Source organism: Pseudomonas sp. m6p, assembly GCF_055760375.1.
Genome location: NZ_CM147084.1, coordinates 1,810,672 through 1,830,346 on the forward strand (window position 1 = coordinate 1,810,672; position 19,675 = coordinate 1,830,346).

Genomic DNA, 19,675 nt, shown 5'->3' on the forward strand with positions numbered 1-19,675 from the left:
GCTCCCATGACGCAGATTTCTGGATACAACTTCATTGGCGGACAGCGCAGCGCAGCGGGCGACGTGACACTGCACAGCGTCGACGCAACCACCGGCGAACACCTGCCGTACGCATTCATTCAAGCGACTGAAGCCGAAGTCGATGCCGCCGCCAAAGCCGCCGCCGCAGCGTACCCGGCCTATCGCAGCCTCAGCGCCGAACGCCGCGCGCAATTTCTTGACGCGATTGCCGACGAACTAGATGCGCTGGATGATGATTTCGTAGCGTTGGTCTGCCGTGAAACCGCGCTGCCCGCCGGACGCATTCAGGGCGAGCGCGGGCGCACCAGCGGGCAGATGCGCCTGTTTGCCAAAGTCCTGCGGCGCGGTGATTTCTACGGCGCGCGAATCGATCTGCCACTGCCCGATCGCCAGCCGTTGCCGCGCCCGGACCTGCGTCAATACCGCATCGGCCTCGGCCCGGTGGCAGTGTTTGGCGCGAGCAACTTTCCGCTGGCGTTTTCCACCGCCGGTGGTGATACCGCTGCCGCGTTGGCCGCCGGTTGCCCGGTGGTGTTCAAGGCGCATTCAGGTCATATGGCAACCGCTGAACGTGTGGCCGAGGCACTGATTCGCGCCGCCGAAAAAACCGCGATGCCGGCCGGTGTGTTCAACATGATTTACGGCGCTGGCGTTGGCGAGTGGCTGGTCAAGCATCCGGCGATTCAGGCGGTCGGCTTCACCGGTTCGCTGAAGGGCGGTCGGGCACTGTGCGACATGGCCGCGGCACGGCCGCAACCGATCCCGGTGTTCGCCGAAATGTCGAGCATCAACCCGGTGATCGTTCTGCCTCAAGCCTTGGCTGAGCGCTCGGAAACCATCGCCCGCGACCTGACCGCATCCGTGGTGCAGGGCTGCGGCCAGTTCTGCACCAACCCGGGTTTGGTCATTGGGATTCGCTCGCCGCAGTTCAGCGCCTTCGTCCAGCAAGTCGCCGGGCTGATTGGCGACCAACCGGCGCAAACCATGCTCAACGCCGGCACCCTTGGCAGTTACGGCAAAGGTCTGCAAAAGTTACTGGCACATTCCGGCATCGAGCATCTGGCGGGTAATCCGCAACAGGGCAATCAGGCGCAGCCACAACTGTTCAAGGCCGATGTCAGCCTGTTGATCAACGGCGATGAGGTGCTGCAGGAAGAAGTGTTCGGCCCGACCACGGTAATTGTCGAAGTGGCGGACAAGGCCGAGCTCAGCGCGGCGCTGTCGGGCCTGCACGGCCAATTGACGGCGACGATGATCGGCGAGCAGGCTGACTTCGAACGCTTCCCGGAACTGACGCCGCTGCTCGAACAGAAAGTCGGACGGATCCTGCTCAATGGTTATCCAACGGGTGTGGAGGTGTGTGACTCAATGGTGCACGGCGGGCCGTATCCGGCGACTTCCGATGCGCGCGGTACCTCGGTGGGGACGCTGGCGATCGATCGGTTCCTGCGCCCGGTATGCTTCCAGAACTACCCGGATTTCTTGCTGCCGGAACCGCTGAAAAACGCCAACCCGTTGCGCATTCAACGGCTGGTAGACGGCAAGCCCTCGCGCGACGCCCTCTGACCCATCACTCTGTAGGAGCTGCCGAAGGCTGCGATCTTTTGACTTTGATTTTAAAAAACAAGATCAAAAGATCGCAGCCTTCGGCAGCTCCTACAGAGGGATCGAGGCGCTATAAGCTATCATTGGCCCTTTCCCCCCTAGAAAGACTGTTTGCCATGACTGCCCAAACCCTTCTCAACGCCCTCGAACACTGCGGCATGGTCGAAATCGATGGCTTGCACGCCTTCGAATTCGCCCTCGACGAAGACGACAACCTGCACATCGAATGCATCGATGGCCGCGCGGCCAAGCATTGGGAGTTCACCCCGGCGCAGGTTGCGGCGGCGACGTTTGATGAAGACCTGCAAAGCTGGCTGATCATTGGCTACGCCAGCGACACCAAGACCACCGGCGAACACCGTCTGGTGTGCCTCGGTGATGTGCTCAGCAGCAGCGACGACGAGGATGACAATTAATGAACATGCGTAAATTCTGGCCATTGCTGATGGCTGGCAGCGTCGGTGCGATGGGCCTGTCCAGTGCCAGCGCCGAGAGCTATCAATTGCTGGTCGGCTCCTACACCGCCGGCACCAGCCAGGGCATCTATCGAATGAATTTCGACAGCGCCACAGGCCAGATCGCCGCCAAGCCGCTGCAAGTGGTGAAGAGCGAAAACCCGTCATGGCTGACCTTGTCCAAAGACCAGAAGCAGCTGTTCGTGGTCAATGAAAACGGTCCCGGCCAGAAAGATCCGGTCGGCCGCGTCAGCAGCTACTCGATCGATCCCAAGACCCACCTCCTGACGCTGATCAATCAAGTGCAGAGCCTGGGCAACGAGCCGACCCACTCGAGCCTCAGCGGCGATGCCAGCCATCTGTTCGTCAGCAACTATTCGGTGGTCGAAGATCCGGGCGGCACCCTCGCGGTGTTGCCGGTCGGTGCCGATGGCAAACTCAAACCGGTGGTGCAGATGAGCGCGCACCCGGCGAGCCGGGTCAACCCCGAGCGTCAGGCCTCGAACCACGTGCACTCGACGGTGTCCTCGCCGGATGGCCGCTACGTGTTCTCCAACGATCTGGGGGCGGACAAGGTCTTCATCTACCAGTTCGACCCGAAAGCCAACCCAGAGCTGCCGTTGACCCCGGCGAAAACTGCTTCGGTGAGCCTGCCGGCCGGCAGCGGCCCGCGTCACTTGCTGTTCAGCGCGGACGGTAAACATGCCTGGCTGACCATGGAAATGAGCGCACAGGTTGCAGTGTTCGACTATCACGACGGTGTGCTGACCCAGACGCAACTGGTCGATCTGGCTGCCGGTCAACCGACCTCGGACAAAGCCGCCGCCGCGCTGCATGCCTCGGCCGATGGCAAGTTCCTCTACGTCAGCAACCGTGGTACCGCCAATCAGCTACTGGTTTTCAGCATCGATCCGGCAACCGGCCAGCTCAAGGAGCTGCAAAAACGTTCGGTGGAGGGCGATCACCCGCGCGAATTCAGCCTCGATCCAAGTGGCAAATTCCTGCTGATCGCCAACCAGAAGAGCAACGAAATTGTCGTCGTCGAGCGTGACGCCAAGACCGGTCTGCTCGGCAAAACCGTGCAGAAACTGCCGATGGACGCACCCAGTGACCTGAAGTTTATCGTGCGACAATAAGCCACAGGCCCCGGTTTACGGGGCCTGTCTCTTTGTATTAATCGCGCTGATATCCGGTAATGCTACAAAGCATTTCAAGCGATCAACCCTCGAGCGTTAAGTTTGCTTCACGGCCCAACCGGGCAAAGCAAGCCAACCGAACACGAGGGTTACCGCCATGAACTTCAATCTCTTCTCCGTCATCGCCGCTTCCGCCATTTCCGCCACCGTTGCATTGCCAGCCAGTGCCAACGTTGAAATCGCCAGCAAAAAATCCCACACCCAGAGCTACACCCAGAAATACCTGCAACAGAGCGCCAACTTCTACGCCGCACTGGATCACAAAGCCCAACACTGAAAGTCCGATTTGGCATCACTCCCTGTAGGAGCTGCCGAAGGCTGCGATCTCTTGATCTTCAACGTCAAAAGATCGCAGCCTTCGGCAGCTCCTACACGTATGCGTGATCAAAAATCTCCGCTCGATAGGTTTTCTCCAATGCTGAGATAGACGGCCTAAATAATCAACCAAGCTGATGTTTACTATGGCAAACCCTGAGTGGTTACCACGGCTTTTTTGATTGATCCTGACGGCACTGAAACATGCCCACGGAGCACATCATGGCCAGTTCAATCATTACCTCAGCCAAGCGCGGCGCCTACCTGGCCATCGGTCTTTACCTGGCCCTGGTGCTGTTCGTCAGCATCGCCGCGCAAACCCAACACAGCGTCGACGCACCGATCGAAGTCGCACACCCCGGCATCCAGTTCGAACACCGCGCAGACGTGCTGGTTGATCGTGCTGAAATCACAGGAGTGAGCGGCGCATGAAAGGCTATAGACTCTGGGTCATCGCCGGTCTGGCATTGATGACCAATGGCGCGGCGTTACTCGGTTTTGGTCAAGGCTCGGTCGGTGCGCTGGCCCGGGCCATAGAGGCCAATCACAGCATTGCGCACAATATCGAACGGGCCAACTCGCAGGGGTTGCTGGCCGGTAATCCGCCGATCAAGGCTGAGGTCGATTTTCTTGGGCCGTTTGAAGTGGATTGCTTGGCACTGGGCATGTGCAACGCACTGGCCTGAAACACATTCCCTGTAGGAGCTGCCGAAGGCTGCGACCTTTTGAATTTGTTTTTAAGATCAAGATCAAAAGATCGCAGCCTTCGGCAGCTCCTACAGGGGTTATTTCTTCATGATGGAGGTGAAGAGGTTGGATTCGAGGAAGCGCTGTAGCCACGCCTGCAAGCGAACATAGGGCGTCTGCGCGAACCACTCGCGATCCACATGCGCAAACTGTCGAACGAACGGCAGCAACGCCACATCTGCCAGACTCAAGTGATCACTCAGCAAATAATCCCGACCTTCAAGCAACCCATCCAGCCGCTGCAGAAACACCGCGCCCTCGGCCCGATAAACCTCCATCGGTTGCTCCGGATAGCGTTCGGCGTACTTGTAGCGGTTCAGCTGCACCTTGAATGCCTGATCGTTAGCCTCGATCAACTCGGCAATCCGTGAATCCCCACCGAGCAGCCAATCGTCCGGATCATGCTGAGCCAACGCCCAGCGCATGATTTCCAAGCTTTCATCGATCACCCGGCCATCGGCCTCCAGCACCGGCACCGTGCCTTTGGGGGAGATCGCCAGCATCGCGGCCGGTTTGGCCTTGAGGCTGACTTCGACGATCTCCACCGGTACCCCCGAATAGCGCAGGGCCATCCGCGCGCGCATCGCGTACGGGCAGCGGCGGAACGAGTACAGCGTGTTCATTTCACCTCCAGCGTACTTAAGCCGTTGCCCTGGCGCTGCACCTGAATCTGCACCGGAATTCGCTCGTGCATTTCCTGCACGTGGGAAATCACCGCGACCTTGCGCCCCTGCGCCTGCAAGCCGTCGAGGGCATCCATGGCCAGTTGCAGCGATTCCGGATCGAGGCTGCCGAAGCCTTCGTCGATGAACAGCGATTCGATTTTCAGCGTGCTCGACGCCATCGAGGCCAGCCCCAGTGCCAGAGCCAGTGACACCAGAAAGGTCTCGCCGCCGGACAGCGAATGCACCGAGCGCAATTCGTCGCCCATCTCGGTGTCCAGCACCAGCAGGCCGAGCATGCTGCCGCCACGTTTGAGGCGATAGCGTTTGACCAGTTGGCGCAACTGCACGTTGGCATGATGCACCAGCAGGTCGAGGTTGTAGGCCTGGGCGATCTTGCGGAAGGTGTCGCCGGTGGCTGAGCCGATCAGCGCGTTCAGGCGCGCCCAGCGCTGGTACTCGGCGTAAGCCTCGGCGATCTGCTGCGCCAATGCCTGATTGGCGTTCTGGCGGCGCTGATCTTCGGCTTGTTCGGCGCGCAGTTCGGCACACTGTTGCTCGCTGAGGTTGAACTGGTTCTGCAGCTGGGCGAGAGCGCTGGCGAGTTGCTCGGCATCGAGATTGCCGTTGTGCTGCGCCTGATGATCGGCCAAGCGCTGATCGCGCTCCTGCAGCAGCACCTTGGCCTGTTCGATGGCTTTTTCGTTGTGCTGCAAGCGCTGGCGCAGTTCACTGAGTTGCGTGTCATCGACGCGCAGCAGATCTTCCAGACCGCCGTCATCCAGTTCAGGATGGCGTGCGCGCCAGTCGGCAATCTTCTGCGTCAGTTCGCTGTCTTCGCTTTGCAGTACCTGCAAGCGTTCCTGCTGCGCCTTGAGTTCGGCACTGATTTGCACCTGTTGCGTGCGCACGTTCTGCAGTTGTGCAGCAGTGCTGGTTTCGGCGTTGCGCGCCTGTTCCACGGCCTGTTCCAGCTGCTGCTGCCAGTGCTCGGCGCTGCTGTGCTCGCCCAGCAGCTGCGCGAGTTTTTCCTGACTGGCCTGTTGCTGTGCGGCCAGTGCGCCGAACTGCTGCTCGGCGCTTTGCAGCTGCTGGACGCGGCTGAGCTGGCGGTCCTGTTCTTTCTCCAGCGTTTGCTGGCGTTGTTGCTGTTCGGCCAACTCTTCCTTCTGCTGCTCGACCTGCGCCAGACGCTCGGCAATCTGCCGATCCAGTTGCATGAAGGTTGCCGCCGGTTCAACGCGCAGGGCTTCGAGGGTGTCGGCTGGCAACAGGCTGGCGAACGCGCTGAGCTCTTCGTCGAGACGCTGACGGTCGCTGCTCAGTTCGCGCTGTTGATTGCTCAGGTGCTGCGCCGCTTGCTGATGTGCGGTTTCGGCATTGCGCAGTTGCTGGGTCAGGCGCGCCGCATCCTGTTGCAGGGTGAGCAGGGCGCTCTGGCGTTGTTCGTCCTGAGTGATGCTCTGGTTCAGTTGCTCGTTTTGCCGGGTCAGCCAGGCATCGCGCTTGTCGGCGTCCTGATTGAGCAACTGAGGCGCCAGCGGATGCGCCTCCAGACTCGGCGCCAGTGCCTGCAGCTGGACGCTCAATTGTTCCTGCTGTTGCAGCAGCTCTTTCTGCCGGGCGATCACGCCACCGACTTCAGCGCGCAACTCGGTGAGTTTTTCCTTGAGCTGATCCACCGCGTGCTGCGCGCTGGCCTGCTCGGATTCATCATGACGGCCGAGGCTTTGCAGCAGCGCTTCCGGCTGATGATACGGATGCTCGTTGCTGCCACAGACCGGGCACGGCTGATCGTCCTGCAACTGCGCGCGCAGCTCTTCGACACTGGCGCTGCGGGCCAGACGCTGGCGTTCAAGCAGCTCACGGGTGACGTTGAGGGTTTGTTCAGCGACAGTCAGTTCGGCCTTGGTTTTCACCCCGTCCTGGGTCAGGCGCTCGCGTTCCTGCTGCGCATCGAGCAGGCGCTGTTGCACCTCAGCGCTGCGTTTTTCCAGCTCCTGCTGACTGGCCCAGAGCCGCGTCAGGTCTTCGATAGCGCGCAGTTGTTTGCGATTGTCCTGCAGCAGATTGCCAAGGATGCCGATCTGTTCGGCGACGGCATCCGGCTCGGCGCCGGCCTCCTTGAACAGCACTTCCAGTTGTTGTTTTTGCGCGGCCAGCGTCTCGGCGCTGAGCGCCGCGTTCTGTTCGAGGGACGCCAGTTCGGCCTGGCCCTTGTTCAGGCGATTGCCGATCAGCATCAGCTGTTGCAGGCGATCGCGGTAGGCATTCCATGCATCGCTGAGCGGCGCCAGACCCGCACTCTGCTCCAGCCCGGCGGCGATTTTCTGCAGGCGTTCAGCGACTTCTACCTGTTTCGTCTGCAAGGCCTGAATTGCGCTCTGGCCTTCGCTGCAGGCCAGCTCGGCGGCTTGCCGGGTTTCGGCGCTGAGGGCTGTTTCCTTGGCGAGGCGGGCGAGGGTGCTTTGCTCGTCGAAGGCCTGACGCAGCAGCGGGCCACTTTCGCTGTGCCGCTGCTGCGCTTCGCTCAGGGCGATGTTTGCCGCATTGAGCGCCTGTTCCAGTTGCGTCTGGCGCTCGTTGAGCTCGCCGTGTTGCCGGGTATGCGCGGCAATCTGTGCCGCCAGCGGCGTCAGTTGCGCATCGAGTTCAGTCTTGCGCGCGAACTGGTGGCGTTGCGGCGCGAGTTGCTCCAGGCGCGTGAGCTTCAGGCGCTCGCCAGCCAGACCTTCCCACTGCTGCTGTGCACTCTGCAGTTGTTCGGCGGCCGCTTGTTGCGCGTCCTGCAATTGGCGCAAATCCTTGAGCCAGCTGTGCTGTTGTTCCAGTTGCTTGAGCTGCGCCTGCTGCAACTTCAACTGTTGCTGGGCGGCGTTGAAGCGTTCGTCCAGATCGGCCCGCGCTTCGGGCGTCAGCGGAGTCACGCCAGTGGCCTGATCCTGCAACAGCTTGTGCGCTTCGCGGGCCTCTTTGGTCTTGTCGAACGCGCGGCGACCGAGGCGGGTGTAGAGCGCGGTGTCGGTGAGTTTTTCCAGCAGTTCGCTGCGGTCGTTGTCGTCGGCCTTGAGAAACGCGCTGAACTCGCTCTGGGCCAGCAGCACGGCACGGGTGAATTGTTCGAAGTTCAGGCCCAGCGCGGCTTCGAGTTGGGTCTTGTATTCGCCTTTCTGACTGGCGAGCAGTTGATCCTGATCGATGTCGCGCAGGCTCTGGCGACTGGCCTGCAACTTGCCGCCGGCCTTTTCCCGGGCGCGGTTGGCTTCCCAGCGCGCGCGATAACGCCGGCCATCGACGCCGACAAAATCCACTTCCGCGTAACCTTCACCGGTACCACGGCGCAGCAAGGTACGCGGGTCGCCGGTGGCGATTTCGCCGTCGGCATCCGGCACCTTGGCGTCACGACCGGTGTTGTTCAGCCGTGGCACGGCGCCAAACAGCGCCAGGCACAAGGCGTCGAGCAAGGTACTTTTACCGGCGCCGGTCGGCCCGGTGATCGCGAACAGGCCGGCACTGGCCAGCGGTTCGGCGGTGAAATCAATCTCGAACGGCCCGGCCAGCGAGGCGAGGTTCTTCAAGCGAATGGCGAGAATCTTCATGGCTGCTCGCCCTCCAGTTGCACGTCTTGCAGCAATTCGGCGAAGTCCTTGAGGGTTTGTTCATCGACCTCGTTGCCGTAGTTGTCGAGCCAGGCACGGCTGAACAGTTCCTGCGGGGTGAGTTGATCCAGTTCGACCAACGCGCTGCCGTCGTCGCTGCCCTCGGCGCCACGGTTGCCGGCGTACTCGGCGGCGATCCGCACCAGGCGCACGGCTTTGCCTTGCAAGGCGTTTTCCACCTGATGGCGCAGATCCGGCTGCGGCTCGTCGAGGGTGACGCGCACTTCCAGCCATGGCTGACGCTGGGTTTCAGCGAGCAGATCGATGTTCGGCAGGTCAGCCAGTTGCAGCAGAATCTCCGCCAGCGGCGCCGGGCCGATGCGTTGCAGGTTGACCGAGCGCGGGATCAGTTTCGGCTCGACGCTGACCAGGGTTTCGCCGTCGAGGGTGATGTCGAGAATCTGATGCTGATAGGCGATCTCTGAAAACGACAGCGGAATCGGCGAGCCGCTGTAGCGAATGCGTTCTTCACCGTTGACCTTTTGCGGCTTGTGCAAATGGCCGAGCGCAACGTAGCTGATGCTCGGTCCGAACAGGCTGGCGGGCAGCGCCTCGGCATTACCGATGATCAGGCTGCGCTCCGAGTCTTCCGAGACCGAGCCGCCAGCCATGTGCGCGTGGCTGATGGCGACCAGCGCCTGACCCGGCTGGCGCTTGGCATTCGCCGCTTCGATCAGCCATTCATGCACCTGTCCGATACCGCGCAGATAGTCGTCGCCCAGATGCGCACCGGTCACTTCCGCCGGACGCAGGAACGGCAGCGCCAGGCACCACGCGGCGACTTCGCCGGTTTTATCCGGCAACGGCAGCAGCAGGCGTTCGGCATCCAGTTGCCCGTCATCCAGCCACAACACCCGACCCAGCGCATGGGTGCGCAAACGGCGCATCAACGGCGCGGGCAGTTCTATGCGCGAGCCGGAATCGTGGTTGCCGGCGATCATTACGATGGTCAGCAACGGCTGCTGTTCGTGAGCGCTGACGATGAAGTCGTAGAGGCGTTCCTGGGCTTTGACCGGTGGGTTGACCGTGTCGAAGATGTCCCCGGCAATCAGCAGCACATCCGGCTGCGCCAGTTGCAGTTGGCGCAGCAGCCATTCGAGAAAGCACGCATGCTCGAAATCGCGCTCCTGGCCATGCAGGTTTTGCCCAAGGTGCCAGTCGGAGGTGTGGAACAGACGCAAGGTGGACTCCGCTACAGAAATAGGTGATGGCCGCGGGGGAAATGATGGGCGGCTAAAGAGGGGGGAGTTTACTGGCAAACGAGCGGGCTTGCCCAAAGGCTTGCAAGATCAAGAGGCCGTAGCCGCTTCCGTCTGTCGCTACTGTCAGATCTGACAGTAGCGACAGACGGCGTCGGGTGATGGGATACCGCAGTCGCCAAGGCGTCAAGCCAGGGCTTTCTGTCACCTGAGGAATTGCCTGTATGAAAACGCAATCATCGTCGACCTCTACGTCTTCTGATCCAGGCGTGAGCGCACTCAAGCCCTTAAAAATCATCAAGCTCAGGACTCCCGTGCAGGGCTATGACGGTGGGTTGCCGGTGGCCGCTGTGGAGGGAGGCGTCGAGTTTCTGGTGCCTCCCTGGCTGGTCATGAAGGCGGGTGATCTGCTTGAGGTGTTCTGGGGCGACCTGCAGATGCCGGTCTGGAGCAAAGACATCGAGCCAGAAGATGAAAACGAACTCATCAAAGGGGTTATCGATGAGGGGCATATCCGCAGAGGGGAGGCCTATCCGGTTTTTTATCGCGTGACCCGACCGTTTCAGGAGCCTGAGTCAACTCCGCCGGAGAGGTTCTTCGTCAAACTGGATCGCCCCGGCGGCTTCGATGACGACCAGTCGACGCCCGGTAACCAGAACCTGCGTTACCATATTCCGCAGAGCATCATTGACGGCGGTGTTGGCCCCGAAGAGGCCGCAGCGGGTGTGCCAATCACGATCCTGCCGTACCTCTTCATGCGCATCAACGACCTTGTCAAAGTGGCATGGGGCAGCGTAGAGAAAACCGTCCTTGTCGAGCAAAGACATATTGATGACCCTGACGATAACCCGCTGGTCGTGACCATCGATAAGTTACTGATCGAGCAGGCGGGCGACAGCGCCGGGGTGATCGTGACGTACCAGGTGATCGATGAGTGCGGCAATTATCCCGATCTGCGTTCACCGTGGTCAGCGGAAATCCGACTCGTGGTGGATCTGAAAGAAAATCGCCTCGATGCGCCTATCGTGCTGGAGGCCGATCCGCAGACTGACGAAATCGACCTCGACGAATTGAACGATGACGATGTGAACGTTCTGGTCAACACCCCCGCCGGCTCCTTCCAGGTACAGGATGTCGTCGCATTGACTTGGCTGGGAACCAACGCCCAGGGCGCACCGATCAACCATGGCCCGGTAGAGCTGACGGTGACGCGAGTCGGTCTTGCGCTGCCGTTCACCATCCCGAACGACAAGGTACGGGCCATTGCCAAAGGCCGGGCCAGTGTCTCCTACATACTCAAGCGAGCGGGCGAGGCCGATCGGCCGTCCAAGACCGTCGGTATCTCGGTGATAGGGGAGGCCTTCCGACTGCCTTCTCCTACGGTGGACGAAGCCCCTGCCGGTACGCTGAACCCGGACGAACGCTGGGCCACCGTGCGCATTCCATGGTTTGCGGGGCGTGCCGCCAGTGACCTGTTGACGCTGATCTGGCAGGCCACGCGCCCCGGCGGCGGCATCGTCTATTACGAAGATCCGCGTCCGGTTGGTGATGTGCCGGATGACGAGCCGGTTTTGCGCAACGTCTCGAATGTGGTGATCCAGCGTTTCGACGGGTTGAAGGTTTCGGTGTTCTATTCCGTCGCCAATGATGACGAGGCGACACTCAACGTGCGCGAGTCGTTGCCGTTCGAGATGCAGGTGGGCGAGGTGCAACCGCTTTTCGTGACGCCGCGTGTGGAAGAGGCAGTGCCTGGCACGTCGTTGATCGATCCGGAAGCCGTACCGCCGCTGGGCTGTAAATTGATTGTGCCGTATCTGGAGACGCTGCCCGAAGACGTGGTGAATTATCGCTGGCGCGGCTCGGCCACCAGCGGCAGTACCAGCGGCTCGCTGCAACTGACATCGCAAACCGCCGGCAAGGAGGTGCCGTTCACCGTGCCTAAACAGTTTGTGACCAACAACCTCAATCGGCGGATCGTCATTGACTACTTTATCGTGCGTAACGGCAAGACCCTGGGTTACTCCTTTCCGCTGACCTTGCGGGTCGGCAATGCCCTGCTGGATTTCGATCCGCCCTCAATCGATGGCGCACGCGGCGACCAGATTGATGCGAGCGCGGTACCTGCGGTGGGTGCCACTGTGCGCCTTGCCGCGACGTATGGCCTGAAGGTTGGCGACCGCGGCGAGATCCGCTGGATCGGCGTTGCCGGAGAGGGCACGGCGATGGTGCCATTTCGCGTGGAAAGCGGAGAAGCGGGACGCGACAAACTGATCAGCGTGCCGCTGTCGGTGGTGTTGGCCAACGTCGGGCAGGAGATTTCGCTGGATTGCACCGTGCTGCGTCAGGCCGGTGGTCAACAGTACTCGCGCGTGGCGGTTTATGACGTGCGTGCTTCGCTGGGGACAGGCCGCTTGCTCGTAATGGGCGCGCGCTCGCGGGGCAATTATCAGATTTATGGCGGCGGGACTGCGTGGCTGACCGCGCTGGATGCAACCGACCGGCAGCCGGTCAGGGCCTGGTGGCGTTATAACGGCGAGGAGGGCGAGTTCAGTGGTATGACGTTTCGTGACACCCGCCCGGACCGACTGCTGCACGTGCGGATCAGTGACGATCAAGTGACAGTCAATCCGCTGAACCTTTGCGGGAACGGTAATTTTATATCTGGCCATGAAGCAAACAACGCAGCCTTTGCCGCGCGGACGGAGCGTGGAGCACTGGTGGCATGGGGCAGTCCTGACCGGGGTGGAAATTTAGGAGATTCGTTACCGGCCATTTCTGATGCCCTATCGCTGAGTGCTTGCGGTTATGCGTTTGCGGCGCGTCAGGCAAGTGGCGGGGGGGTGGCTTGGGGGCGGAAAGAAGACGGAGGCGAGATACCTGAACCCATCAGTCTTATGCGGGATATCTTGGCAGTGAGCGGCAACGGTTATGCATTCTGTGCGCTGCGTCGCGATGGGAGTCTGGTGGCGTGGGGAAACCCTAGTATGGGGGCGGCGCTTCCACAGCCGATCCCTGCATTGAGGGATGTCGTCAGAGTGATTGGCAACCTCTACGCCTTTGCTGCGTTACGGGCCAATGGTTCGGTCGTGGCGTGGGGGCACCAAAGCAACGGAGGTAATGTGCCTGCGGCCATCGCGGTATTGACTGACATCGTTGATATAGTCGCTACCGCATACGCCTTTGCAGCTCTGCGTGCCAATGGTTCGGTAGTGGCATGGGGAGCCGGCACTATCGGCGGAAACGTGCCTGCCACGATTGGAGACATGACAGACATAATCGAGCTGAGCGCCACTCAAAGGGCCTTTACCGCCCGACGAAGCAATGGCAGCGTTGTTGCCTGGGGGGATGGGGCACATGGCGCCAACGTTCCTGCGCCGATCGCAGCCCTGACGGATATCCGGACCGTGACGGGTAACTTTGGATCTTTCGTCGCACTGTTGAGCAGCGGGCGTGTAGTGGGGTGGGGAGCCCAGGCTATTCCGGCGCCGGTTGCAGCTCTGACAGATATCGTACAGGTTGTATGCGGGCACGTTGCTTTTGCCGCGCTGCGGGCCAACGGCACTGTTGTAGCTTGGGGCTTTGCTGATCGAGGCGGTGAAATCCCGGATGCCATTACGGCCAGATTGATCAACGTCCGGGCCATTTATGGCAACACCCATGCCTTCGCTGCACTGACGTCCAGCGGCGACGTCGTGACCTGGGGGCGTGGCCCCGCCGGAGGAGATAGCGATGCCGTCGCCGATCAGCTCAATGGCAAAATCTTCTACGAAGCTACAGCGCTGTCCCGTGGTCTGGGAATGCGTGAGAAGCGACTGCTTGAAGCGGCAGCAAGTGAACAAACCTCATAACACCGTCAACGCCTGAAAGATCGCAGCCTGCGGCAGCGCCTACGACTAAATGTAGGAGCTGCCGCAGGCTGCGATCTTTTGCTTTTTACTTCGGATAAAGCGGCGGCAACCCGCTGTCACCCACCGGATCCTGCACCCGCTCCGCCGCCGGAATCGTGCGGATCGCCCGCCACAGATCCTCGCCTTGCCAATGCTGCCCGGTCTCGCTGTACAGCGCGCCATTGAGCCCGTCCAGCGCGTCGGACAACGGCACAAACCGCGCCGCCATGTCCGCCAGTGTCTCCGGCTGTTGCCGCGCCCAGGCATCGAGTGCCTGCCGCGTCGCTTGCGGATCATTCGCCTGGCACGCCCGCTTGATGTCGTCCAGCAAGGTGCGCGGGCTTGGGCCGGTCTGGGCGGCGCGATGCACCGCCGGTTGCCAGCGCGCACGCCACCACAGGCCGAAGCCGAGCAGGGTGGTGCAGGCGAGGATCAGGGTGCTGAGTTTCCACCACCACAGGGTATCGCTGTCGACAATGGCCGATTGCAGGGTGCCCGCCGGGGTGTCGACTTGCAGGCTCGGGTTGTTCGCCACCTGCAGGGTGCGCGCCGGCAGGCTGGTGTGTTCCAGATGATCTTCGAAGGTGTTCCACCAGACCACATCGACGGTGGGCAGCTCGATGCTGCCGCTGCGGCTGGGCACCAGTGCTTCGCGTTCTTCACGACTGCCGATCAGGCCGCGCTCGCCGCTCTGGTTGCTCAGCACCGGTTGATCCGGGTAACGGCGCAGGCCGTTGGCTTCGGTACCGGGCAGGGCCGGCAACTGCGAGCTGGCCAGGCCTTCGGCTTTCAGTGTCAGGCTGCGGGTCAGCGAGTCACCGACCTGAATGTGCTCCGGCTCCGGGTTCCAGCTTTCGCTCAGGCTCAGGCTGCGAGCGGGCAGCCACGGCGCATCTGCCGGATAGGTCAGCGGTTTCGGTTTGACCGTCAGGGCGATCTCGGCGGAATTGACCCGCAGCAATTTGCCCGGTTTCGGGCCTTGCGCGGTGGCGTCCTGGCTGGGCTGGGTGTCGACCAGCGTGGCGCTGAACGTCTGCGGGGCGATGAGCAGCAAACCACTGTGCTGCGGGTAGATCGCATAGCGCATCTCGATCACGCCATGGCGCACGCCGTTGATGTCTTTCTCATAGGTACGCATGTCGCCCAGCTGTTCGATACGCGCATCGGCGATTTGCAGCGGGGTCAGGCTGCTGTCGTCGTACAGCGACACTGAATGGTAGATGCGCAGGGTCAGAACCGCCTGGGCTTGCACGTAAACGCTGGACTGATCGAGGCTGACCTCGATGAACACCGGGTTCGGGTTGTTTTTTTCTGCGCGAGTATCGCTCTCGACCACTTGCACGGTGATCGGCTGGCTCTGCACATCGCCCAGTTGCAGCGGTGGAATGACCACGCTGCCGTTCTCTTTCGGCAGCAGGGTGATGATCCAGCGCGTGGTGGCGCGGTTGTCGCCATTAAGCGTGTTCAACTGGTTGACCTGACGCGTGCCGCGCACCTCGAACAACGGTTCCAGCGGGGTCAGGTCGGGTTTGCCGAACTGGGTGACATCGCTGGTTTCGAGGGTGAGCTCGACCGTCTCGCCGGAGTTCAGGCGACTGCGATCCACGCTGGCCGTCAGCTCGGCCGCCTGGGCGGTGGCTGTGCAGAGCAGCAGGGGTAGCAAGAGGGCGCTGAAGCGGGTCATCGAGTTTTTTCCTGATCCTGATGTTGTTGCTGTTCGTACCAGAATTTGCGTCGCAGCAATTCGCCCGGGTTGTCCGGAATTTTGCCCAGCCATTGTTCCAGTGCCTGACGTTGCTCGCCTTCGAGGTTGTCCTCGGCCGGTTGCAGCGTCGGTGCCGTATTCGGTGCTTCTTCCGGCGGATTGCCCGGCACTTCGTCAGGGCCCGGCTGCGGAGGCGTGGTCGGCGGCGGCTCGGTAGCCGACTCGCCGGGCTGAGCCTCGCTCGGGGTCTCGTTTTTGACCGTCGGTGGCGGCGCGGTCGCTGGCGGTGGTTCATCGCCGGGCACGTTCGGCTGGGCCGTTTGCGGCTGTGGTTCGGCCGGTGGCGGGGTGTTCTTCTGCTTGAGCAGGTTTTCCACCAGGGCCTTGTTGGTCAGCGCCGGGCGCAAATCCGATTGCAGTTCCAGCGCTTGCTCGTAGGCATCAATCGCCGCTTCCAGCTCGCCACTTTTCGCCAGCGCGTTGCCACGATTGTAGTGGGCGCGGGCATCGCTGCCTTCGGCGAAACGCTGAGCGGCGCCACTGTAATCGCCGGCCTCATACAACGCCAGCCCTTGCCACTGGTGATCTTCAAAGTGTTCGGCGGCCTCGGCCGGGCGCTTCTGCTTGAGCAAGTGCAAGCCCTGTTGGTCAGGACGCAGCCACAGGTCTTCGAAGTCGAAAGCGTAGCTCGGCTGCGGCAGGCACAGCAGCAGCGGCAGGCAGAATAACCAGCCACGCCGTCCGGCACACGCGGCGAGCAGCAACAGCGGCAACAACAGCCAGTAGCCCTGATCTGCCCAGGTGTCCAGGCGCACGGTCTGACCATCGTTGCGCAGGCTGCGCGGGCCATCGAGCAGGCCGAGGGCGCGCAAATCGGATTCGTCCAGACGCGCGCTGTGGTATTCACCGCCGACGCTGGCGAGGAACGCGCCGAGGCCCGGGCTGTCGAGTTGCGGTACGCGAATCGCGCCTTGTTCATCCTTGAGGAAACTGCCGTCCTCCTGAGCGATGGGCGCGCCTTCAGCGGTGCCGATGCCGAGCATCAATAGTTGCGCCGATTGCTCGCCGAGGGCACGGCGGATGCCTTGGCGTTCCTCCTCGGTCAGCAAGGAGCCGATCAGCAGGATGCGTCCCTGGCCCAGGGCGCCTTGCTTGAGCAACGCCAATGCTTTGCCCACGCCGAGGTCGGCGCGGTGGCCGCTTTCCGGCATCAGCGACGGCTTGAGGGCGTCGAGCAGGTTGCGGCTGGTCGCCAGGTCATCCGACAGCGGTACCAGCGTGTGCGCGCTGCCGGCGTAGACCACAATCGCGGTTTGCGCATCGCTGCGTGCCTGCAACAGGTCGAACAGCTTGCGCCGGGCCTGTTCCAGTCGCGTTGGCGGCGAGTCGGTGGCGAGCATTTCCGGGGTCAGCTCCAGCACCACCACCAACGGATCGGCGGGTTTCTGGCTGGTCTGTTCGACGCGCTCCCAGCTCGGCCCGAGCAGCGCGACGAGGGTCAGCAACCACGCGACGCCGAGGGCAACCCACGGCAGCTTGCTGTCGCGTCCACCGCCACCGCTGAGCAACGTCGAGTGAAACGCTGGCGGCAGAATCATCTGCCAGCGTCCGGCGCGTTTTTGTCGGTGCCAGAGTTGCCAGATCAGCCAGCCGAGCAGCGGCAGAAGCAGCAGCCACCAGGGGCGGAACCAGTGCGGCCAGAGCGCGATCATCGGCGCCTCCGCAAACGCAGGCGCTTGAGACGCTCACGCCAGTCAGGCAACGGACTTTGCAGATACAGCTCCTTGGTAAACAGGCGTTGCAGCGGGTTGTCCGGCCACAATTCGCGGACGACCAGCAACAGGCTCAGCAGCAGGGCCAACGCCAGCGGCCAGTGATACAAGGCTTGCGCCGGGCGTGCCTGGGTCGGTTGCTGGGTGACCGGTTCGAGTTGGTCGAGAGTGTCCTTGATCGTTTGCAGCTCTTTGCCGTCGCGGGCGCGGAAGTATTGGCCGCCCGTGGCGTTGGCGATGGCTTGGAGAGCCGGTTCGTCGAGGTCCAGACTCGGATTGACCCCGAGCAGGCCGGTGCTGCCACTGTCTTCCGGGTCCGCACCAATGCCGATCGGGTAGATTTTCACCCCTTCGCTGGCGGCCAGTTTTGCGGCGGTCAGCGGATCGATTTCGCCACCGTTGTTGGCACCGTCGGTGACCAGAATCAACACTCGGCTTTGCGCCGGACGCAGGCGCAGCCGCTTGAGCGCCAGACCGATTGCGTCGCCGATGGCGGTGTTCTTGCCGGCAATGCCGATGCGCGCTTCATCAAGCCAGACGCGCACGGTGTGGCGGTCAAACGTCAGCGGTGCCTGCAGATACGCCTGACTGCCGAACAGGATCAGACCTACGCGGTCGCCATCGCGGCTTTCGAGGAAATCCCCGAGCAGATGCTGAACCAGCGACAAGCGGCTGACGTCTTCGTCCTGCCACTGCATGTCGGGAAAATCCATCGAGCCGGACACGTCCACCGCCACCAGCAGATCACGGCCGCTGGCGGCAATCGGCAACGGTTCGCCGAGCCATTGCGGGCGCGCCGCGGCGCTCAGCAGTAGCAGCCACAGCAACAGAAACGGCGCCTGCTGACGCCACGCTGGCAGGTTGGCTCGGGCGCGGCGACGGGCGAGGCCTTCGAGGTCCGAGAGGAAACTGACGCGCAACGCCGGCTCGCCGCTGTCGGCCACCGGCAACACCAGACGCATCAGCCACGGCAGCGGCAGCAGCACGAAGATCCACGGCCAGGCGAACTCAAACATGCTTGCGAATCCAGGTGTCGACGGCTTGGGTCAGGCCGGCGATGGCTTTGTCGTCAAGTTTGCATTCCGGTTTGTAGGCGCCTTCGACCAGCACCATCCAGCGCGTCAGACCGGCCGCTGGGCAACGGTTGTCGAGAAATGCCAGCCATTTGCGGCCATTGAGCGTGTGGCTCTGGCTGTAAGGGTAGTGGTTGCGGCACAGGCGTTTGAGCAGGCCGTTGAGCTGCTGCAGCCACGCCCCGGCCGGTGCACCGTCGTAGGGTTTGGGCATTTGTGCCAGTTCGGCCAGCGCGGCGATGCGTACCGGATCGAGCGGCTGTTCGGCGCGCACGATCGGGCGTTTCTTGAGCGGAATGAACCGGCGCAAACGCCACACGGCGAAGCCCAGCAGCGGCAGCAATAACAGCAGCAGCCACCAGCCCGGCGCTGGCGGCCAAAAGTCGATCGGCGGTGGCGAAATCAGCGGTTGCAGTTGCTCGAGGCCGTTCATCGACTGCTCCCCGGGCGCTGCGGATTGAGGAACTCGCGCATCTGCTCGACCATTTCGCTTTGCGTGCTCAACGGCATCAGCAGCACCCGCAGTTTTTGCGCGAGCAATTCCCAGCGGGCGATACGGGCCTCGGCCTGGGCGCGATAGGTTTGACGCAGCTCGAAATTGAGGGTGTCGAGTTCCAGTTGCGCGCCCCTTTCCGCGAATCTGAGCAGCCCGGCGGCGGGCAGGGCGTGGTCCAGCGGATCGGACAGCGGCAGCATCAGCAGGTCGCAATGGCGCGCCAGCAGGCTCAGTTGCTGCTCGGCGCTGTCGGTCAGCGCGCGCTCGTCACAGATGACGATCACCAGACTGCCCGGGCGCAACACTTCACGCGCCCGGCGCAACGCCACGCCGAGGGCATCGCGGTCCGGCTCGCGTTCGCTGTGCAGCGACTGATTGACCTTGACCAGACGGTTGAGCAATTGCAGCAGGCTCTGCTTGCTGCGGCGCGGTTTGATTTCGTAGTGCTCGTTGTCGCCGAACACCAGCCCGCCAACCCGATCATTGTGCCCCAGCGCGGCCCAGCCGATCAGCGCCGCCGCTTGCGCCGCCAGCACTGACTTGAACATCAGCCCGGAGCCGAAAAACAGCCGCGTGCTTTGCTCGACCATGATAAAAATCGGTCGTTCGCGCTCCTCGTGGAACAGCTTGGTGTGCGGCTCTTGGGTGCGCGCGGTCACGCGCCAGTCGATGGTGCGCACGTCGTCGCCGGCCTGATAGACCCGCACCTGATCGAAGTCGACCCCGCGTCCGCGAAATTTCGAGTGGTGCAGGCCGATCAGCGGGCTGCGCTGACTTGGCGTGGAAAACAGCTGCACTTCGCGCACACGGTGACGCATCTCGATCAGGTCGGTGAGGCTGATGCGGATGCCCGGTTCGGACGGCAGGGGGGCGTTCATGGGGG

At 62.2% G+C, this 19,675-nt stretch carries 15 protein-coding genes; 7 read left to right on the top strand and 8 right to left on the bottom strand.

What is annotated here, in order from left to right:
* Positions 1-6: 6 nt before the first annotated feature.
* The 6 genes from ACYZUM_RS08285 (at position 7) to ACYZUM_RS08310 (ending at position 4,278) form a co-directional block, all read left to right on the top strand.
* Positions 7-1,587, top strand: coding sequence for an aldehyde dehydrogenase (NADP(+)) (locus ACYZUM_RS08285; RefSeq protein ID WP_108182468.1), 1,581 nt, complete (start codon positions 7-9; stop codon positions 1,585-1,587).
* Between the two features lie 155 nt (positions 1,588-1,742).
* Complete coding sequence (locus ACYZUM_RS08290) at positions 1,743-2,042, top strand: DUF5629 family protein (RefSeq protein ID WP_108182469.1); 300 nt, start codon at positions 1,743-1,745, stop codon at positions 2,040-2,042.
* A complete protein-coding gene (locus ACYZUM_RS08295) occupies positions 2,042-3,217 on the top strand; it encodes a lactonase family protein (RefSeq protein WP_108182470.1) in 1,176 nt (391 codons plus the stop codon). The genes ACYZUM_RS08290 and ACYZUM_RS08295 overlap by 1 nt, the downstream gene beginning before the upstream one ends.
* A gap of 157 nt (positions 3,218-3,374) precedes the next feature.
* Entirely contained in the window at positions 3,375-3,554 is a 180-nt protein-coding gene (locus ACYZUM_RS08300; RefSeq protein ID WP_041062495.1) for a hypothetical protein, read from the top strand.
* A gap of 260 nt (positions 3,555-3,814) precedes the next feature.
* The gene (locus ACYZUM_RS08305; protein WP_108182471.1) at positions 3,815-4,024 is read left to right on the top strand and encodes a hypothetical protein; all 210 of its coding nucleotides are present in this window, start codon (positions 3,815-3,817) and stop codon (positions 4,022-4,024) included.
* Entirely contained in the window at positions 4,021-4,278 is a 258-nt protein-coding gene (locus ACYZUM_RS08310; protein ID WP_108182472.1) for a hypothetical protein, read from the top strand. Before ACYZUM_RS08305 ends, ACYZUM_RS08310 begins: the two co-directional genes overlap by 4 nt.
* A gap of 99 nt (positions 4,279-4,377) precedes the next feature.
* Here the strand turns inward: ACYZUM_RS08310 and ACYZUM_RS08315 are convergent, their stop codons facing one another.
* Genes ACYZUM_RS08315 through ACYZUM_RS08325 form a run of 3 tightly spaced genes read right to left on the bottom strand, consistent with a single transcriptional unit; the run spans position 4,378 to position 9,841 of the window.
* Positions 4,378-4,962, bottom strand: a complete 585-nt coding sequence (locus tag ACYZUM_RS08315) for a glutathione S-transferase (RefSeq protein WP_108182473.1) — start codon at positions 4,960-4,962, stop codon at positions 4,378-4,380.
* On the bottom strand, positions 4,959-8,600 hold the full coding sequence (locus tag ACYZUM_RS08320) for an AAA family ATPase (RefSeq protein ID WP_108182474.1): 3,642 nt from the start codon (positions 8,598-8,600) through the stop codon (positions 4,959-4,961). Before ACYZUM_RS08320 ends, ACYZUM_RS08315 begins: the two co-directional genes overlap by 4 nt.
* On the bottom strand, positions 8,597-9,841 hold the full coding sequence (locus tag ACYZUM_RS08325; protein WP_108182475.1) for an exonuclease SbcCD subunit D C-terminal domain-containing protein: 1,245 nt from the start codon (positions 9,839-9,841) through the stop codon (positions 8,597-8,599). Before ACYZUM_RS08325 ends, ACYZUM_RS08320 begins: the two co-directional genes overlap by 4 nt.
* Positions 9,842-10,083: 242 nt before the next feature.
* Here ACYZUM_RS08325 and ACYZUM_RS08330 point away from each other — a divergent pair, with 242 nt between their 5' ends.
* Positions 10,084-13,707 carry an RCC1 domain-containing protein gene (locus ACYZUM_RS08330; protein ID WP_142579961.1) on the top strand — a complete coding sequence of 1,208 codons (3,624 nt, stop codon included), beginning with the start codon at positions 10,084-10,086 and terminating at the stop codon, positions 13,705-13,707.
* 85 nt (positions 13,708-13,792) lie between these two features.
* On the opposite strand, the gene ACYZUM_RS08335 is transcribed toward ACYZUM_RS08330, so the two are convergent.
* The 5 genes from ACYZUM_RS08335 to ACYZUM_RS08355 are packed head-to-tail and all read right to left on the bottom strand — an operon-like array spanning position 13,793 to position 19,670.
* Positions 13,793-15,430, bottom strand: a complete 1,638-nt coding sequence (locus ACYZUM_RS08335) for a BatD family protein (protein WP_108182477.1) — start codon at positions 15,428-15,430, stop codon at positions 13,793-13,795.
* On the bottom strand, positions 15,427-17,163 hold the full coding sequence (locus ACYZUM_RS08340; protein ID WP_108182478.1) for a tetratricopeptide repeat protein: 1,737 nt from the start codon (positions 17,161-17,163) through the stop codon (positions 15,427-15,429). The genes ACYZUM_RS08335 and ACYZUM_RS08340 overlap by 4 nt, the downstream gene beginning before the upstream one ends.
* Positions 17,160-18,239: a vWA domain-containing protein gene (locus ACYZUM_RS08345; RefSeq protein WP_108182479.1), complete on the bottom strand. Its 1,080-nt coding sequence runs from the start codon at positions 18,237-18,239 to the stop codon at positions 17,160-17,162. Before ACYZUM_RS08345 ends, ACYZUM_RS08340 begins: the two co-directional genes overlap by 4 nt.
* Complete coding sequence (locus ACYZUM_RS08350; RefSeq protein ID WP_108182480.1) at positions 18,232-18,729, bottom strand: DUF4381 domain-containing protein; 498 nt, start codon at positions 18,727-18,729, stop codon at positions 18,232-18,234. The genes ACYZUM_RS08345 and ACYZUM_RS08350 overlap by 8 nt, the downstream gene beginning before the upstream one ends.
* Positions 18,726-19,670 (bottom strand): DUF58 domain-containing protein, encoded by a 945-nt coding sequence (locus ACYZUM_RS08355; RefSeq protein WP_047293911.1) that lies wholly within the window; start codon positions 19,668-19,670, stop codon positions 18,726-18,728. The genes ACYZUM_RS08350 and ACYZUM_RS08355 overlap by 4 nt, the downstream gene beginning before the upstream one ends.
* Between the last annotated feature and the right edge of the window lie 5 nt (positions 19,671-19,675).

Bases quoted from the DNA above. Each gene is read 5' to 3' on its own strand.
- ACYZUM_RS08285 (WP_108182468.1), top strand. From the start codon at position 7: ATGACGCAGATTTCTGGATACAACTTCATTGGCGGACAGCGCAGCGCA.
- ACYZUM_RS08330 (WP_142579961.1), top strand. From the start codon at position 10,084: ATGAAAACGCAATCATCGTCGACCTCTACGTCTTCTGATCCAGGCGTG.
- ACYZUM_RS08290 (WP_108182469.1), top strand. From the start codon at position 1,743: ATGACTGCCCAAACCCTTCTCAACGCCCTCGAACACTGCGGCATGGTC.
- ACYZUM_RS08350 (WP_108182480.1), bottom strand. From the start codon at position 18,729: ATGAACGGCCTCGAGCAACTGCAACCGCTGATTTCGCCACCGCCGATC.
- ACYZUM_RS08310 (WP_108182472.1), top strand. From the start codon at position 4,021: ATGAAAGGCTATAGACTCTGGGTCATCGCCGGTCTGGCATTGATGACC.
- ACYZUM_RS08320 (WP_108182474.1), bottom strand. From the start codon at position 8,600: ATGAAGATTCTCGCCATTCGCTTGAAGAACCTCGCCTCGCTGGCCGGG.
- ACYZUM_RS08315 (WP_108182473.1), bottom strand. From the start codon at position 4,962: ATGAACACGCTGTACTCGTTCCGCCGCTGCCCGTACGCGATGCGCGCG.
- ACYZUM_RS08305 (WP_108182471.1), top strand. From the start codon at position 3,815: ATGGCCAGTTCAATCATTACCTCAGCCAAGCGCGGCGCCTACCTGGCC.
- ACYZUM_RS08295 (WP_108182470.1), top strand. From the start codon at position 2,042: ATGAACATGCGTAAATTCTGGCCATTGCTGATGGCTGGCAGCGTCGGT.
- ACYZUM_RS08340 (WP_108182478.1), bottom strand. From the start codon at position 17,163: ATGATCGCGCTCTGGCCGCACTGGTTCCGCCCCTGGTGGCTGCTGCTT.
- ACYZUM_RS08300 (WP_041062495.1), top strand. From the start codon at position 3,375: ATGAACTTCAATCTCTTCTCCGTCATCGCCGCTTCCGCCATTTCCGCC.
- ACYZUM_RS08355 (WP_047293911.1), bottom strand. From the start codon at position 19,670: ATGAACGCCCCCCTGCCGTCCGAACCGGGCATCCGCATCAGCCTCACC.
- ACYZUM_RS08335 (WP_108182477.1), bottom strand. From the start codon at position 15,430: ATGACCCGCTTCAGCGCCCTCTTGCTACCCCTGCTGCTCTGCACAGCC.
- ACYZUM_RS08345 (WP_108182479.1), bottom strand. From the start codon at position 18,239: ATGTTTGAGTTCGCCTGGCCGTGGATCTTCGTGCTGCTGCCGCTGCCG.